Origin of the sequence: Staphylococcus sp. GDY8P94P (genome assembly GCF_017892255.1) — a bacterium.
Taxonomy (GTDB): Bacteria; Bacillota; Bacilli; order Staphylococcales; family Staphylococcaceae; genus Staphylococcus; species Staphylococcus cohnii.
The window spans coordinates 54,192-71,800 of sequence record NZ_JAESKU010000014.1; the positions used below are offsets into that span (position 1 = coordinate 54,192).

General features: G+C 32.9%; 15 protein-coding genes. 12 read left to right on the forward strand and 3 right to left on the reverse strand.

The window, feature by feature from the left end; all coding sequences use genetic code 11:
- Nucleotides 1–99: 99 nt before the first annotated feature.
- Complete coding sequence (locus KA926_RS09060) at nucleotides 100–909, reverse strand: prephenate dehydratase (protein ID WP_040029803.1); 810 nt, start codon at nucleotides 907–909, stop codon at nucleotides 100–102.
- Between the two features lie 39 nt (nucleotides 910–948).
- Nucleotides 949–2,016 (reverse strand): nitric oxide synthase oxygenase, encoded by a 1,068-nt coding sequence (locus KA926_RS09065; protein ID WP_107385059.1) that lies wholly within the window; start codon nucleotides 2,014–2,016, stop codon nucleotides 949–951.
- A 240-nt stretch (nucleotides 2,017–2,256) separates the two neighbouring features.
- Here KA926_RS09065 and KA926_RS09070 point away from each other — a divergent pair, with 240 nt between their 5' ends.
- From KA926_RS09070 to KA926_RS09115, 10 genes are all read left to right on the forward strand, one after another.
- Entirely contained in the window at nucleotides 2,257–3,726 is a 1,470-nt protein-coding gene (locus KA926_RS09070) for a nicotinate phosphoribosyltransferase (protein WP_107385058.1), read from the forward strand.
- A complete protein-coding gene (gene nadE / locus KA926_RS09075) occupies nucleotides 3,719–4,555 on the forward strand; it encodes an ammonia-dependent NAD(+) synthetase (RefSeq protein ID WP_119535558.1) in 837 nt (278 codons plus the stop codon). The genes KA926_RS09070 and nadE overlap by 8 nt, the downstream gene beginning before the upstream one ends.
- A gap of 69 nt (nucleotides 4,556–4,624) precedes the next feature.
- On the forward strand, nucleotides 4,625–5,203 hold the full coding sequence (locus KA926_RS09080; protein WP_019469590.1) for a DUF2179 domain-containing protein: 579 nt from the start codon (nucleotides 4,625–4,627) through the stop codon (nucleotides 5,201–5,203).
- Entirely contained in the window at nucleotides 5,200–5,385 is a 186-nt protein-coding gene (locus KA926_RS09085) for an NETI motif-containing protein (RefSeq protein WP_064264236.1), read from the forward strand. The genes KA926_RS09080 and KA926_RS09085 overlap by 4 nt, the downstream gene beginning before the upstream one ends.
- Nucleotides 5,386–5,730: 345 nt before the next feature.
- Nucleotides 5,731–7,026: an adenylosuccinate lyase gene (gene purB / locus KA926_RS09090; RefSeq protein WP_064264238.1), complete on the forward strand. Its 1,296-nt coding sequence runs from the start codon at nucleotides 5,731–5,733 to the stop codon at nucleotides 7,024–7,026.
- Nucleotides 7,027–7,111: 85 nt separating this feature from the next.
- A complete protein-coding gene (locus KA926_RS09095; RefSeq protein WP_019469593.1) occupies nucleotides 7,112–7,414 on the forward strand; it encodes a YerC/YecD family TrpR-related protein in 303 nt (100 codons plus the stop codon).
- Nucleotides 7,415–7,700: 286 nt separating this feature from the next.
- On the forward strand, nucleotides 7,701–8,393 hold the full coding sequence (gene pcrB / locus KA926_RS09100) for a heptaprenylglyceryl phosphate synthase (RefSeq protein WP_064264242.1): 693 nt from the start codon (nucleotides 7,701–7,703) through the stop codon (nucleotides 8,391–8,393).
- Nucleotides 8,390–10,594 carry a DNA helicase PcrA gene (pcrA, locus tag KA926_RS09105; RefSeq protein WP_210144165.1) on the forward strand — a complete coding sequence of 735 codons (2,205 nt, stop codon included), beginning with the start codon at nucleotides 8,390–8,392 and terminating at the stop codon, nucleotides 10,592–10,594. Before pcrB ends, pcrA begins: the two co-directional genes overlap by 4 nt.
- 3 nt (nucleotides 10,595–10,597) lie before the next feature.
- On the forward strand, nucleotides 10,598–12,601 hold the full coding sequence (gene ligA / locus KA926_RS09110; protein ID WP_210144167.1) for an NAD-dependent DNA ligase LigA: 2,004 nt from the start codon (nucleotides 10,598–10,600) through the stop codon (nucleotides 12,599–12,601).
- A 12-nt stretch (nucleotides 12,602–12,613) separates the two neighbouring features.
- On the forward strand, nucleotides 12,614–13,825 hold the full coding sequence (locus KA926_RS09115; protein ID WP_064264248.1) for a CamS family sex pheromone protein: 1,212 nt from the start codon (nucleotides 12,614–12,616) through the stop codon (nucleotides 13,823–13,825).
- 98 nt (nucleotides 13,826–13,923) lie between these two features.
- Here the strand turns inward: KA926_RS09115 and putP are convergent, their stop codons facing one another.
- A complete protein-coding gene (gene putP / locus KA926_RS09120; protein ID WP_064264250.1) occupies nucleotides 13,924–15,459 on the reverse strand; it encodes a sodium/proline symporter PutP in 1,536 nt (511 codons plus the stop codon).
- A gap of 382 nt (nucleotides 15,460–15,841) precedes the next feature.
- Between putP and gatC the strand changes: the two genes are divergently transcribed.
- Together gatC and gatA are read left to right on the forward strand one after the other, a co-directional pair.
- Nucleotides 15,842–16,144, forward strand: coding sequence for an Asp-tRNA(Asn)/Glu-tRNA(Gln) amidotransferase subunit GatC (gene gatC / locus KA926_RS09125; protein WP_019469599.1), 303 nt, complete (start codon nucleotides 15,842–15,844; stop codon nucleotides 16,142–16,144).
- A gap of 1 nt (nucleotide 16,145) precedes the next feature.
- Entirely contained in the window at nucleotides 16,146–17,603 is a 1,458-nt protein-coding gene (gatA, locus tag KA926_RS09130; protein WP_064264252.1) for an Asp-tRNA(Asn)/Glu-tRNA(Gln) amidotransferase subunit GatA, read from the forward strand.
- The last annotated feature ends 6 nt before the right edge of the window (nucleotides 17,604–17,609 follow it).

A 17,609-nucleotide genomic window follows, 5' to 3' on the forward strand; every position in this document is an offset into this window, starting at 1 on the left:
ATAGAGCCTGAGGCATATAAAATGTCTCAGGCTCTATTATTGAAATATATAAAATGATAAGTTTTCGAGTTGGAATTTCAGTAAGTTTTACTTTATTAATTAATCGTGATTTAACTTATTGAAAGACCCAATGACTGTAACTTGAAAATCTAAAGTGTTCAAGATTTTAATGACTTTAGATAATTCTTCCGTCAATCCAGTGTCTGCTTGGACGAAAAAGTGATACATACCTAATTGTGTTTTTAAAGGTCTAGACTCAATCCAAGATAAGTTGATGTTAAAAAGTACAAAGGTATTTAGAATACTTGCTAGTAAACCTGGTTTATCAAATTGCGGTGTGATGAGTAACATTGTATCGCTTGCATTGTCCAAATGTTGCGGCTGGTTACTTACGACTAAAAAACGAGTAACATTGTGAGGGAAATCTTGAATGTTTTGTTCTATAGGTTGGAAACCATAAGTTTCCCCGCTACCTAAAGGTGCGATTGCGCCAACTTGGTTAGTTATTTTTTCTAAACTTTGTATTGTGCTATCTACATAATCATATGTGAAGTTATGCTGTTGTATATATTTACTCGTTTGACTAATTGCTGGGCTTATTGAATAAACTTTTGATATATCATTTACTGTAGCATTTTCAGGGCCATATAAAGCAAATTGTATATCTAAATGAATTTCTCCCTGAGCATAAATGTTCTGTTGAGTTAAGGCATCGGCAACAATATTGATTGTACCTTCTATTGAATTTTCGATAGGCACAACAGCAATGCTTTGATCATCTTCTGAGACAGCAGTAACTACTTCATACAAATTAGATTTAGATATATAGTCAAACTCAGACTCTGATTGATATTGTTTTGCCGCTAAATATGAAAATGTTCCTTTTGGACCTAAATAATATAATTTCATTTGACGTTACCCCTTAAATATATGTGTTAATTTTAAAAATTAATGGAAAGGACACCCAGAAGCAGATGATTGCTTTTTATAATAGAAATTTGGTTCTCTCATCTCGTTTTTATATCCATGATGGTAATTAGATACTAGCGTTGGAGATAAAGAGGGTGCTAACCAAGACCATTTACCAGTTACATCTCTTCCATTCTTGCGTTCATTTTTTTCAAATCTTTCAAATTGTTTTGACGCGGTTAAATGATCAACCATTGACACGCCCTCATTTTTAAATGAATGATATACTGCATAATTCAATTCAACTAATGTTCTATCTTTATTAAAAGAATTATTCTTTAGTGTATCAAATTCAAAAGCTTCTGCAACGGTTTCTAGTAAATTATAGCGATATGAATCCGTAAAATTACGCACAGCAATTTCATTTACCATATACCAACCATTGAATGGTGCGGTTGGATATGTGATTCCACCAATTTTCAAGTCCATGCTAGATATAATTGGTACGGCATACCATTTTAATCCAAGCTTTGCTAATTTTGGAAAACGGTCATGTGTAATGGGTACTTCCTTAATTAATTCAGGTTGATAATTATGAAATTTTAATGTTTCCCCAGGAATTTTATAAATTAAAGGTAAAATATCAAAATCAGTATGATTGCTTGTCCACCCTAAATGTTCTGCTAATTGAGTGATTTTTATTTCAGCAGGGTCGCCAACATCTTCATACCCAGCATATCTGATGAGTTGATTATTAAATATTTTTGGTGGGTTTTGAGCGGCAAAAATAGTGATACATGGTTTGATTTTTCCATCATTTGTTGCAAATTGAATATGATTTTCTATTGCGTCTATAAATTCGTGTTCTGACTGAATATGTCTTGCATCTTTGACAGTTAAAGCATCCCAGAATGCACGACCTATACAACGATTTGAATTTCTCCATGCCATCTTAGCACCATATACAAGTTCTTCATTAGTATGTTCATACGTACCTGTTAAGTTGATTTGTGTTTCTATCTGATTTAGTCGTTTTAATATAATATTTTCATTATAATTTAATTCTTTATACATTGTTTGAATAAATGATTTAGCTTCATTTAACATATAAAACACCTCGCACATATTATACGGTATTTTTTCTATTTTTAATGCTTAACTGTGTAATTGTCATGATTTTGTCGCTACTATTTTGAATTTACTACTAACTAAATAATTAATAAATAACAAAATTATATTTAATAATGTGCTGAGTTATAATTGAAGTAATATAGATAAATTTGTTTCAGATATAAACGTTTAATTTTTTGTGTTAAACTAATGAAAAAGCCGATAGGAGAGATAGCGGTGTACCAATTTGAGGATGATACTTTAGTATTACATAATGATTTATATCAAATAAATATGGCGGAGAGTTATTGGAATGATGGTATTCATGAGAGATACGCTGTATTTGATTTATATTTTAGAAATATGCCCTTCAACAGTGGTTATGCAGTGTTTAATGGATTAAAAAGAGTTATAGCTTATATTAATAACTTTCATTTTTCAGAATCGGATATTAAATATTTAAAATCTATTGGTTATCAAGAAGACTTTTTGGAATATTTAAAAGATATGAAATTTACTGGTAATATTCGTTCTATGCAAGAAGGAGAATTATGCTTTGGTAATGAACCTTTATTAAGAGTTGAAGCACCACTCATCCAAGCGCAATTAATTGAAACGATGTTGTTAAATATCGTGAATTTTCACACGTTAATTACTACGAAAGCAAGTAGAATAAAACAAGTAGCGCCCAATGACACATTAATGGAATTTGGAACAAGACGTGCACAAGAAGCGGATGCTGCTTTGTGGGGTGCAAGAGCAGCATATATTGGTGGATTTGATTCAACTAGTAATGTGCGTGCAGGAAAACTTTTTGGTATACCAGTATCAGGGACACATGCGCATGCAATGGTTCAAACATATGGTGATGAATATATTGCATTTAAAAAATATGCAGAACGTCATAAAGATTGCGTGTTCTTAGTTGATACTTTTCATACCTTGAAATCTGGTGTGCCAACAGCGATTAAAGTGGCTAAAGAACTTGGTGATGAAATTAACTTTATTGGTATACGTTTAGATTCTGGTGATATTGCTTATTTATCAAAAGAAGCACGTCGCATGTTAGATGAGGCTGGGTTCACTAAGACTAAAATTATTGCATCAAATGACTTAGATGAGCAAACAATTACAAGTTTGAAATCGCAAGGTGCAAAGGTCGATTCATGGGGAGTTGGTACTAAATTAATTACTGGTTACGACCAGCCAGCCTTAGGTGCTGTATATAAACTTGTGGCAGTTGAAGATGCTTCAGGGAATTATGTAGACCGAATAAAGTTATCTAACAATGCAGAAAAAGTAACAACACCAGGTAAGAAAAATGTGTATCGCATTATTAATAAGAAAACCAACAAAGCTGAGGGCGACTACATAACGTTAGCGCATGAAGATCCTTATGATGAGTCGCCACTTAAATTATTCCATCCTGTTCATACGTATAAGATGAAATTTATAAAGTCTTTTATAGCTAAACCATTACATCATGATATTTTTAAAGCTGGTGAACTCGTTTATGATTTACCGAGCGAAAAGGAAGCGCAAAACTATTTGACGGAAAGTCTTTCATATTTATGGGATGAAAACAAACGTCACCTTAATCCACAAGAGTATCCGGTTGATTTAAGTACAGAATGTTGGGAAAATAAACACAAACGTATATTTGAAGTGGCAGAACATGTGAAGGAGATGGAAGAAGAAAATGAATGAAATTCAAGATATTATCGTTAGAGAAATGAAAGTCAAACCCAACATTGATAGCAAATTAGAAACACGTAATATTGTTCAATTTATAAAAAATTACATCCAATCTCATTCATTTATCAAATCCTTGGTTTTAGGCATTTCAGGAGGACAAGATTCGACTTTAGCTGGTAAGCTGTGTCAAATTGCAGTAAATGAATTAAAGGAAAAGGATATTGATTGTCAATTTATTGCGGTTAAACTACCATATGGCGAACAAAAAGATGCAGATGAAGTTGAAGATGCTTTGAAGTTTATACAACCAGATCAAACAATTACGGTTAACATTAAATCTGCTGTAGATCAAAGTGTACAATCGTTAAAAGAAGCTGGAATTACGCTGACTGATTTCCAAAAAGGGAATGAAAAAGCACGTGAGCGTATGAAAGTACAATTTTCGATTGCATCAAATAAGCAAGGTATCGTAGTGGGAACCGATCACTCAGCGGAAAACTTAACAGGATTTTTTACAAAATATGGTGATGGTGCAGCGGATATTGCCCCGTTATTTGGTCTGGATAAACGTCAAGGACGACAAATCTTAGCGTATTTAGATGCACCAGCACATTTATATGAAAAAATACCAACGGCTGACTTAGAAGAAGATAAACCACAGCTACCAGACGAAGAAGCACTTGGTGTTAGTTATGCTCAAATAGATGATTATTTAGAAGGTAAACAAGTGCCAAAAGAAGCAAAAGCTATCATAGAAAATCATTATATTAAAAATGCACATAAAAGAGAATTAGCTTACACAAGATATACATGGCCAAAGAATCAAACAGATTTCGAATGATTTTAGTGACAAAATAATAAGTTACTGATAAAATAATTTGGATTTAATGAGAAAGAAAGGAAAATGAACATGTCAGTAATCACATCTAATCCATGGTTAATGGTTTTAGCTATTTTTATTATTAATGTTGCTTACGTAACTTGTTTGACAATGAGAACGATATTAACACTCAAGGGTTATCGTTATGTTGCAGCAGTTGTAAGTTTCTTAGAGGTTTTAGTATATGTAATTGGTTTGGGAATGGTGATGTCTAGTTTAGACCAAATTCAAAATGTCTTTGCATATGCTTTTGGATTTTCAATCGGTATTATTGTAGGCATGAAAATTGAAGAGAAATTAGCACTTGGCTATACAGTTGTGAATGTTACTTCATCTGAATATGAATTAGATTTACCAAAGCAATTAAGAGATTTAGGTTATGGCGTTACGCATAATACTGCTTATGGTAGAGATGGTACGAGGTTAATTTTACAAATATTAACACCAAGACGCTTTGAATTAAAATTAATAGAAACAATTAAGCAAATTGATGAAAAAGCGTTTATCATTGCATACGAACCAAGAACAATTCACGGTGGTTTTTGGGTTAAAGGTGTGCGCAGTAAGAAACTTAAACAATATGATCCAGATAAAGTGGAAAGTATATGAAAAAGCAGCAAAAGTTTAAAGTAGAAGAAAACGAAACGGTACAAGATTGTTTGCAACGTATGCGAGATGCTGGATATATGCCTATTAAACGCTTTGAAAAGCCGATTTATAAAGAAAATAAAGATGGTGAATACGAAGTATATAGACAAGAAATTCAATTTGTTGGTAAATTAATAGAATAATTGTTCCAAAATAGCTAAGAAATCAGATATGAATTAGTGCTAGATATATAAGTGTAATCGTTGACAGAGATAAAAAATCTCAGGTCAACGATTTTTTAATCATGTTGTTCCATTTTGATATAGATTGATAAATTTTTTGAGTAGAATAAGGTTTTTCTGCACGCCTTTTGATAAAACGTGTTAAAATTTCTGTAAGAAGATAGAAAAGACTTATACATTTATGGTCAATTCTGTTAAACTAATAATGACAAGATTAAACACGAACTTTAACCGTATTTTTTGAATGAATGTACATGTTTTTGGAGTTTGTGGACTAAAACTTACGCAAGATAGGAGCTTATTTCAATGATAGAACGTTATTCTAGAGAAGAAATGTCTAATATTTGGACGGATCAAAATCGCTATGAAGCTTGGTTAGAAGTAGAAATACTGGCATGTGAAGCTTGGAGTAAATTAGGTGATATACCTGCTGAAGATGTATTGAAAATTCGCCAGAATGCAAAGGTTGATGTTAACCGAGCAAAAGAAATTGAAGAAGAAACACGACACGATGTCGTTGCATTTACAAGACAAGTATCAGAGACATTAGGTGAAGAGCGTAAATGGGTTCACTACGGCTTAACATCAACTGATGTAGTTGACACTGCATTAAGTTATGTTATTAAACAAGCAAACGATATTATTGAAAAAGATTTAGAAAGATTTATTGATGTTTTAGCCCAAAAAGCTAAAAATTATAAGTATACTTTAATGATGGGGCGCACACACGGTGTACATGCGGAACCTACAACATTTGGTGTTAAGATGGCATTATGGTATACAGAAATGAAACGTAATTTAGAGCGTTTTAAACGTGTGAGAAAAGAAATAGAAGTCGGTAAAATGAGTGGTGCAGTAGGTACCTTTGCGAACATCCCACCCGAAATTGAAGCGCATGTTTGTGAAAATTTAGGTTTGGATGCAGCAGCTGTTTCTACTCAGACATTACAACGTGATCGTCATGCATATTATATAGCTACTTTAGCGTTGATTAGCACTTCTATGGAAAAATTTGCAGTGGAAATACGTAATTTACAAAAAACTGAAACAAGAGAAGTAGAAGAAGCTTTTGCTAAAGGTCAAAAAGGTTCGTCAGCAATGCCACATAAACGTAATCCAATTGGTTCAGAAAATATCACTGGTATTGCGCGAGTTATCAGAGGATATATTACGACAGCATATGAAAATGTAGCTTTATGGCATGAGAGAGATATTTCGCATTCATCTGCAGAAAGAATCATGCTACCAGATGTAACGATAGCTTTAGATTACGGATTAAACAGATTTACAAATATTGTAGAAAGACTTACTGTATTTGAAGATAATATGTTAGCAAATATCGATAAAACATTTGGTCTTATTTATTCACAACGCGTATTACTAGCGCTGATAAATAAAGGTTTAGCACGCGAAGCGGCATACGATAAAGTACAGCCAAAAGCGATGACATCTTGGGAAACAAAAACACCGTTTAGAACGTTAATTGAACAAGATACAACTATTACAGATTTATTAAGCACTGAAGAATTAGACGAATGCTTTAATCCAAAACATCATTTAAACCAAGTTGATACGATTTTTAGCCGTGCAGGATTAGAATAATTGAAATTTACTGATGAAATCGTTACACTTTAATGTATTAGCACGTTGAATTAAGATTAAAATGAAAGTACAGGGGTTGTTTTTAATGCAAATAGAAAAATTAAGAGGAAAAGCATTAGATGAATTATTTGATGCAATTCTTACATTAGAAAACAGAGAAGAATGTTACCAATTCTTTGACGATTTATGTACAGTTAATGAAATCCAATCGTTATCTCAACGATTGCAAGTCGCAAAAATGATTAAGCAAGGTTATACTTATGCGACGATTGAACAAGAGTCCGGTGCTTCAACTGCAACAATTTCTCGTGTTAAAAGATCTTTACAATGGGGAAATGATGCTTACACAATGATTCTAGACCGCATGAATATTGAAACGACCGATTAATTAACAATTCTATATACTATAGCGAAGTGTAATTTTAATGATTTCATTTGAAAAGCTGTTAGCAAAGAAACCTTCTTTGCTGACAGTTTTTTTGTTGTTAATTTAAAGTGTATTGATAAAATAGAAATAAGGCTTTAAATTTTTTTGAATATATTTAGCGAGAAACATGATTAACTTATGATTTATTTGTCATGTTAAAATACATTATAAAATCCTATATCGTTTTAGAACTCAGTGGTTAAAAATGATATAATCAAAAGTATGCTAAAAAAAGGAGTAACATATCATGTATGACATTAAAAAGTGGAAACATATTTTCAAATTAGATCCTGCCAAGTCTATTTCTGATGAAGATTTAGATGCAATATGTATGTCTCAAACCGATGCAATTATGATCGGTGGAACAGATGATGTTACTGAAGATAATGTTATTCAATTGATGAGTAGGGTGAGGAGATATCCTTTACCTCTAGTTTTTGAAATTTCCAATATAGAAAGTGTTATGCCTGGATTTGACTTTTATTTCGTACCGACTGTATTGAATAGTACAAATGTAAAATATCATAACGGCATACTTTTAGAAGCATTGAAATCTTTTGGACACGTCATTGATTTTGAAGAGGTTGTTTTTGAAGGATATGTTGTCATGAATCCTGAAAGCAAAGTAGCACAAGTTACACAAGCTGAAACAAATTTAACAGATGAAGATATTGAAGCATATGCTCAAATGGTTAATGAAATGTATAAATTACCAGTCATGTACCTTGAATATAGTGGTACATATGGAGATGTTGAAAAGGTTAAGACAGCTGCAAATATGTTAAGTGATACACAACTATTTTATGGTGGTGGCATTAGTAATCAAGAAGAAGCTGAAGAAATGGCTTCGATTGCTGATACGATTATCGTTGGTGATATCGTTTATAAAGATATTAAAAGCGCATTAAAAACAGTTAAGATAAAGGAGTCACATAAATGAATGCATTAGTAAATAAGATGAATGATGAACAAAGCTTAGCAGTACGCACTACAGAAGGGCCATTACTTATTATGGCGGGTGCAGGTTCAGGCAAAACACGTGTTTTAACTCATCGTATAGCTTACTTGCTTGATGAAAAAGACGTATCTCCATACAACATTCTAGCGATTACTTTTACAAACAAGGCAGCAAAAGAAATGAAAGCACGTGTGGAAGCTTTAGTCGGTGAACCAGCTCAAGTTATATGGATGTCAACGTTCCACTCAATGTGTGTAAGAATACTGAGAAGAGATGCAGATAGAATTGGTATTGAACGTAATTTTACTATTATTGACCCAACCGATCAAAAATCAGTTATCAAAGATGTATTGAAGAATGAAAATATAGATAGTAAAAAGTTCGAACCGAGAATGTTTATAGGTGCTATAAGTAATTTAAAAAACGAATTGAAAACGCCAGAAGATGCTCAAAAAGAAGCTGATACTTATCATGAGCAAATGATTGCTACAGTATATAAAGGATATCAAAGACAGTTATCAAGAAACGAAGCATTGGATTTTGATGATTTAATCATGGTTACAATTCGATTATTTGAACGTGTGCCAGATGTATTAGAATTTTATCAAAATAAATTCCAATACATACACGTCGACGAGTACCAAGACACAAACAAAGCACAATATACATTAGTTAATCTTTTAGCGTCTAAATTTAAAAACTTATGCGTAGTTGGAGATTCTGATCAATCTATTTATGGTTGGCGTGGCGCTGATATTCAGAACATACTTTCCTTTGAAGAAGATTATCCTGAAGCTAAAACGATATTTTTAGAACAAAATTATCGTTCAACTAAAAATATATTAAATGCAGCTAATGAAGTAATCAAAAATAATTCAGAGCGTAAACCTAAAGGATTATGGACAGGTAATACATCCGGAGATAAAATTCACTACTACGAAGCTACTACCGAGCGAGATGAAGCTGAATATGTAGTCAAAGAAATTATGAAACGACAACGCAACGGAAAAAAATTCAAAGATATGGCTATCTTGTATCGTACTAATGCACAATCTCGTGTGTTAGAAGAGACATTTATGAAATCTAATATGCCTTACACAATGGTCGGTGGTCAAAAATTCTATGACCGAAAAGAAATTAAAGACCTACTTAGTTATTTGAGAATAATAGCCAATAGTAATGATGATATAAGTTTACGCCGTGTAATAAATGTGCCAAAACGCGGTGTTGGACCTTCGACAGTAGATAAAATTCAGGCCTATGCTGCTCAAAACGATATAAGTATGTTTGACGCGCTAGCAGAAGTGGATTTTATAGGCTTATCTAAAAAAGTTACGCAAGCATGTATTACTTTTTATGACATGATACAGAACTTAATTAAACAACAGGAATTTTTAGAGATTACTGAAATTGTTGAAGAGGTATTAGTTAAATCAGGTTATCGTGAGATGTTGGAACGAGAACAAACATTAGAATCAAGAAGTAGATTAGAAAATATAGATGAATTTATGTCAGTGCCTAAAGATTACGAAGAGAATACCCCATTAGAAGAACAGTCATTAATCAACTTTTTAACAGACTTATCTTTAGTTGCAGATATAGATGAAGCGCAAATAGATGATGGTATAACGTTGATGACAATGCACTCAGCAAAAGGACTAGAGTTTCCTATTGTATTTATAATGGGGATGGAAGAATCATTATTCCCACATATAAGAGCAATAAAAAGTGATGATGATCATGAAATGCAAGAAGAAAGAAGAATTTGTTATGTTGCGATTACACGTGCTGAAGAAACGTTATATTTAACGCATGCAACTTCAAGAATGCTTTTTGGAAGACCACAGTCCAATATGGCTTCAAGGTTCTTGAAAGAAATACCTGAAGATTTATTAGAAAACGAAAATAAAGCACGAGCTACGGCACAAGGAAATCGATTTAAATCTGCAACCAAACAACCTGAAAAAAGAGGTTATAGTAAACGTGTTACTTCTTCTAAAAAAGCACAACAATCAACGAATTGGCATGTTGGTGACAAAGTTATTCATAAATCATGGGGTGAAGGCATGGTGAGCAATGTTAATGAAAAAAATGGTTCAGTTGAACTAGATATTATCTTTAAATCTGAAGGACCTAAACGTTTGCTTGCTCAATTTGCACCTATTGAAAAGAAAGGGGAATAAAGCGTGGCTGACTTACAATCGCGTGTCGATGCATTACATCAATTGCTAAATCAATATAGCTATGAATATTATGTACAAGATAATCCTTCAGTACCAGATAGTGAATATGATAAACTTTTGCACGAATTGATAGATATTGAGGCAAACTATCCAGAGTATCAAACAGTTGATTCACCTACAGTAAGGGTAGGTGGCTCAGCTCAATCAACGTTTGAAAAGGTAAATCATGATACACCGATGCTGAGTTTAGGAAATGCTTTTAATGAAGAAGATTTAAGAAAATTTGATCAACGTATACGTGAGCAAATTGATCAAGTTGAATATATGTGCGAGTTGAAAATAGATGGTTTGGCTGTGTCTCTCAAGTACGAAAATGGTAGGTTCGTACAAGGTTTGACACGTGGTGATGGTACTACAGGCGAAGATATTACCGAAAACTTAAGAACGATACATGCGATACCATTAAAGATTAATGAAGCAAGAACATTTGAAGTTCGCGGTGAAGCATATATGCCTAGAAAATCATTCTTTGATTTAAACGAAGCCAAAGCACAAAATGACGAACAACCATTTGCTAATCCAAGAAATGCAGCTGCTGGTTCACTGCGCCAATTAGATTCCAAACTTGCAGCAAAGAGAAAACTAAGTGTTTTCCTATATAGTGTGAATGACTTTACACAATTTAATGCTCATACACAAAGTGAAGCTTTAGATGAATTAGATAAATTAGGTTTTAAAACAAATAAAGAACGAGAACGTGCTCAAACTATAGAAGAAGTATTCGACTATATTGAAAAATGGACGGAAGCGCGGGAACAGTTGCCATATGATATTGATGGCATTGTTATTAAAGTGAATGATTTAGATCAACAAGATGAGCTTGGCTATACACAAAAATCTCCGCGTTGGGCAATTGCATATAAGTTCCCTGCTGAAGAAGTCATGACAGGTTTATTAGATATTGAACTTAGTATTGGTAGAACAGGTGTCGTTACACCTACGGCCATACTTGAACCAGTAAAAGTAGCGGGAACGACAGTTTCTAGAGCTTCTTTACATAATGAAGATTTAATTCATGAAAAGGATATCCGAATTGGCGATAGTGTAGTAATTAAAAAGGCTGGCGATATCATACCAGAAGTTATAAAAAGCGTTTTAGATCGTCGACCGGAAAATGCTGAAGTTTATCACATGCCAACACATTGTCCTAGTTGTGATCATGAACTAGTTAGAATAGAAGGGGAAGTAGCATTAAGATGCATCAATCCAAAATGCCAAGCACAACTCGTTGAAGGTATGATTCATTTTGTATCACGACAAGCAATGAATATAGATGGTTTAGGTACTAAAATTATTCAACAACTTTATGAAAATGAAAAAATAAAAGATGTTGCTGATATATTTTACTTAACTAAAGACGATTTGCTACCATTAGAGAGAATGGGTGAGAAGAAAGTCAACAATCTATTAAATGCGATTGAACATTCTAAAACAAACTCATTGGAACATTTACTATTTGGTTTAGGAATCAGACACCTGGGGGTCAAAGCGAGCCAAGTCATTGCTGAAAAATATGGAACGATGGATCATTTATTTGATGTTACTGAAGAATCATTAATTGAAATTTATGATGTTGGTCAAAAATTAGCACAATCATTAGTCACTTATTTAGAAAATGAAGATATCCGTGCGCTTATTAATAAATTAAAGGAAAAACATGTTAATATGACTTACAAAGGTGTCAAAACAACTGAGTTAGAAGATCATCCAGAATTTATTAATAAGACCATTGTATTAACTGGTAAGTTATATCAAATGACAAGAAATGAAGCTTCAAAATGGTTAGAATTGCAAGGTGCTAAAGTTACAAATAGTGTTACTAAAAAGACAGATCTAGTAATTGCTGGAGAAGACGCTGGTTCAAAACTTACAAAAGCCGAAAAATTTGGCACAGAAGTTTGGACGGAGGATGACTTTGTCCAGAAACAAAAAGAAATAGAGGGATAGAGGAGATAATGCATGAAAAGAACGATTATACTATTCATCTCAGCAATTTTTCTATTATCAGCATGTGGAAATGATGATAATGAAAAAAGTAAAGAACAACCTGATGACAATAAACAGCAAGAAAAATCCGGTTCAGTAAAAGAAATCGCTACTGATAAACATGTTCAAGGTAATAATTATAGAACGATTTTACCATTTAAAGAAAGCCAAGCACGTGGTTTATTACAAGATAACATGGCAAATAGTTATAATGGGGAAGATTTCGAAAACGGCCTCTTAGAATTGAGTAAACAAGTTTTTCCAACTGACGATTATTTATATCAAGATGGTCAGTACTTAGATAAAGATACGATTAATGCTTATTTAGATCCAAAATATACTAAATCTGAAGTAGATGAGATGGATGAAGATGAACGAAAAGAAAAGAAAGCGAATGAGAATTTAGGTCTAAATCCATCTCATAATGGAGAAACAGATCCAGAAAAAATTGCTGAAGAATCACCTGCGTATCTTTCAAATATTTTAGAACAAGATTTTTATGCTAGTGGTGATACTAAAGGTAAGGAAATTAAAGGTATGACTATCGGACTAGCTATGAATAGTACATATTACTATCAAAAAGAAAAAGATGGCGAAACCTATAGTAAAAAATTAGATGACAAAGAAATTAAAAAACAAGGTAAGCAAATGGCAGGAGAAATTTTGTCGAGAGTCAGAGAAAATAAAGATTTGAAAGACATACCAATACACTTTGCAATTTATAAACAAACTGGTGAAAATTCAATTGTTCCAGGTGAATTTATTGCTGGTACGACAGTTGAAGATGGCAAGACGCGTATTAATGAATGGAAAGATATAAATCAAACTACAGCATTGTTACCTTCTGATGAAGCAGGCGAAATTGATGAAAATTTAAATAATAATTTTAAGCAATTTAATGATAATTTACAGACGTATTTTAACAACTTTACTCAAGCAGTGGGTACAGTTAAATTCGATAATAAAAAAGCAAAACAATTAACAGTTGATGTACCGATTGATTATTATGGTGAAGCAGAAACAATTGGTATCACACAATACATCACTGAACAAGCAGAGAAATACTTTGATGATATTGACGAATATGAAATTCGCATAAAAGATGGTAACAAAGCAAAAGCTTTAATCAGTAAAACTGAAGATGACAAAGATCCACAAGTTCATATTTATAAAAACAATAATTAGTATACGTTTTCTCGATAAAAGCCACTCTATGTAATCACGTTATGTGTTACAAGAGTGGCTTTTTAGTATCAATTTATAGTGAGAGCGTTGCGATTCGATTATTCTTTAACCATTTCTTTAACTTTATTTAAATCGTGCTCTACAAATTCACCAGGTTTTTTAGTAATTTTACTTACTAGATAAGTAACTATCACACTTGCTAGAAAACCAGGTATTATTTCATACATACCAAATATTTCATTTACTGATGCTAGCGGTTTAACCCAAGCAATCCACACAATAACGACTAAAGCTCCTGTAATCATACCACTCAGCGCGCCAGCGTGAGACAACCCTTTCCAGTATAGTGAGAAAATCACTAACGGGCTGAACGCTGCGCCAAATCCTGCCCAAGCATTACCGACAAGGTTTAAAATTGTATCATTTGGTGACCATGCAATCCAAATTGCAATAATTGCAACTAGTAAAACAGATAGTCGTCCAATCATTACAAACTCTTTTTCGTGAGTTTTTGCTTTCGCTTCACCACGAATAAGTTTATAAAAATCTTCAGTTAATGAACTAGAAGTCACTAATAACTGAGATGAAATTGTGCTCATAATAGCTGCCAAGATAGCTGCCAACAAGAAACCGCCTACAAGAGGGTGGAATAAAATTTGACTCATAATGATAAAGAGTGTCTCTGGATCTTCCATTTTAATGTGATATTGAGGTATAAATGCGATACCTGTTAGGCCTACAGCAACTGCGCCTAAGAGACCAATAACCATCCAGCTAATACCTAAACGTCTTGCTTTTGGTAAAAGTTTATGTGTTTTAATGGACATAAACCGAACAATAATATGTGGTTGACCAAAATACCCCAATCCCCAGGCAAATAATGAAATAATACCTAAAAACGTTGTCCCTTTAAACAAATCCATATTGGTAGGTTTCATAGCTGCTACTTCGCTAAAAGTATCCAAACCGTTGAGTTTTATAAGTGCAACAATAGGAACCATTACCATTGCGATTAACATAATTACACCTTGGAAGAAATCCGTAATGGATACAGCTAAATACCCACCAAAGAACGTATAAAAAATTACTATTGCTGCAACTATGATAAGTCCCCAATGATAGTTTAAACCAAAAGCACTTTCAAATAATTTTCCACCAGATACAAACCCAGAATGTGTATATAAAGTGAAAAAAACAACAATAATTAGACCTGAAATTATTTTTATGTAATTTTTACGGTCATTGAGTCGATTTTTAAAAAAGTCTGGCAAGGTGATAGCGTCTCCTGCAATTTCAGTATAAATGCGGAGTCGAGGTGCAACTACAAAATAGTTAATATAAGCGCCGAGTGATAAACCGATTGTAATCCACATTGCTGATAAACCAGTGCTATACACAGATCCAGGGAGACCCATAATCATCCATCCACTCATATCGGATGCACCTGCTGATAAGGCAGTTACGTAAGGGCCAATACTTCTACCTCCCAGCATAAATTCACTTAAATTACCTGTTGATTGTTTGTAACCATAATAGCCAATAACTAATAAAATGATAAAATAAATGATAATCATAATATACGTTTGCCAAGTAACGTGAACTTGATTAGCTAAAGATGTACCTAGAATAAACATAATACTTCAACTCCCTTATCCCCAGAATATTAAATTGTGTTACATGAATTATTATACAATGTAATTTATAAATAGAGTAGATTTATTTTTATTTTTTTGAAATATTTAGCTCAATGACAAAAATGAAAGTGCTTACAAAACATAGAATGATATTACGCACTTTATAAAATTTATGATTTATTATGCAATAATTGTTATTAATACTATAAAAAGTGTATATATTGTTTTTGAAACATATTTAAGTTACATAATTACAAATGTTTTACCAAACGGAACTTAATTAAAATATGGTTATTTATTGTTATTGTTGAAAAGTTTAGATTTTTGTTTGAAATTTTGATACAATTTTATAATGAATGAGTAAAAAGGAGGCTTTTATTTAATGGCTAAAGTTACACGTGAAGAGGTAGAGCATATTGCTAATTTAGCTAGACTTCAAATATCTGAAGAAGAAACAATTGAAATGCAAGATACATTAGAAAGTATTTTAAATTTTGCTAATCATATAGATACAGCAGACACTAGCTCAATTGAGCCAACTTATCACGTATTAGATTTACAAAACGTGTTAAGAGAAGATAAAGCAATCGAGGGCATTCCTCAAGAGCTTGCATTAAAAAATGCTAAAGAGACGGAAGATGGACAGTTCAAGGTACCATCTATCATGAATGAGGAGGACGCTTAAGATGACCATCCGTTATGAATCTGTGGAAAATTTAATTACATTAATAAAAAATAAAGAAATTAAACCTTCACAAATAGTGAACGATATCTATGATGCAATTGAAGAAACTGATCCAACAATTAATTCATTTCTTGCATTAGATAAAGACAATGCTATTAAAAAAGCACAAGAATTAGATGAGTTACAAGCCAAAGACCAAATGGAAGGCAAACTATTTGGTATTCCAATGGGAATTAAAGACAATATTATTACTGAAGGTGTAGAAACAACTTGCGCTAGTAAAATGCTAGAAGGATTTGTACCTATTTATGAATCTACAGTAATGAATAAATTACGCAATGAACAAGCTATTTTAATTGGAAAACTAAACATGGATGAATTTGCAATGGGAGGTTCTACAGAAACTTCTTATTTCAAGAAAACGTTAAATCCATTTGATCACACGGCTGTTCCTGGTGGTTCATCTGGTGGTTCAGCAGCAGCTGTTGCAGCGGGATTAGTACCTTTTAGTTTAGGTTCAGATACTGGTGGCTCAATTCGTCAACCTGCAGCTTATTGCGGTATTGTAGGTTTAAAACCAACTTATGGTCGTGTATCACGTTTTGGTTTAGTAGCATTTGCGTCTTCATTAGACCAAATTGGGCCGTTAACGCGCAATGTTAAGGACAATGCTTTAGTATTAGAAGCAATTACTGGTTTAGATGAAAATGACAGTACGAGTGCACCTGTAGAAGATGCAGATTTTACATCTGATATTGGTAAAGATATTCAAGGCCTTAAAGTGGCATTACCAAAAGAATATCTCGGTGAAGGTATATCTGATGAAGTGAAAGCATCTGTAAAAAAAGCTGTTGAAACATTGAAAGAACTAGGTGCTACAGTAGAAGAAGTTTCATTACCGAATACGAAATATGGCATTCCTTCTTATTATGTAATCGCATCATCTGAAGCATCCTCAAACTTATCACGTTTTGATGGTATCAGATACGGTTATCATTCTCCAGAAGCAAATTCACTAGAAGAATTATATAAAATGTCAAGAAGTGAAGGATTTGGTGAAGAGGTTAAGCGTCGTATTTTCCTTGGCACATTTGCACTAAGTTCAGGATACTATGATGCGTTCTATAAGAAATCACAAAAAGTTAGAACATTAATAAAAAACGATTTTGATCGTATTTTTGATAACTATGATGTTGTAGTTGGGCCAACAACACCAACAACTGCATTTAATATAGGTGAAGAAATCGATGATCCACTTACAATGTATGCGAATGACTTACTAACAACACCAGTTAACTTAGCTGGCTTGCCAGGTATATCTATTCCTTGTGGTAAAGCGAATGGACGTCCAATTGGTTTGCAATTTATTGGTAAACCTTTTGATGAGAAAACATTATATCGTGTCGCTTTCCAATATGAATCAAAATTTAATTTGCATAATGAATACGAAAATTTATAAGGAGTG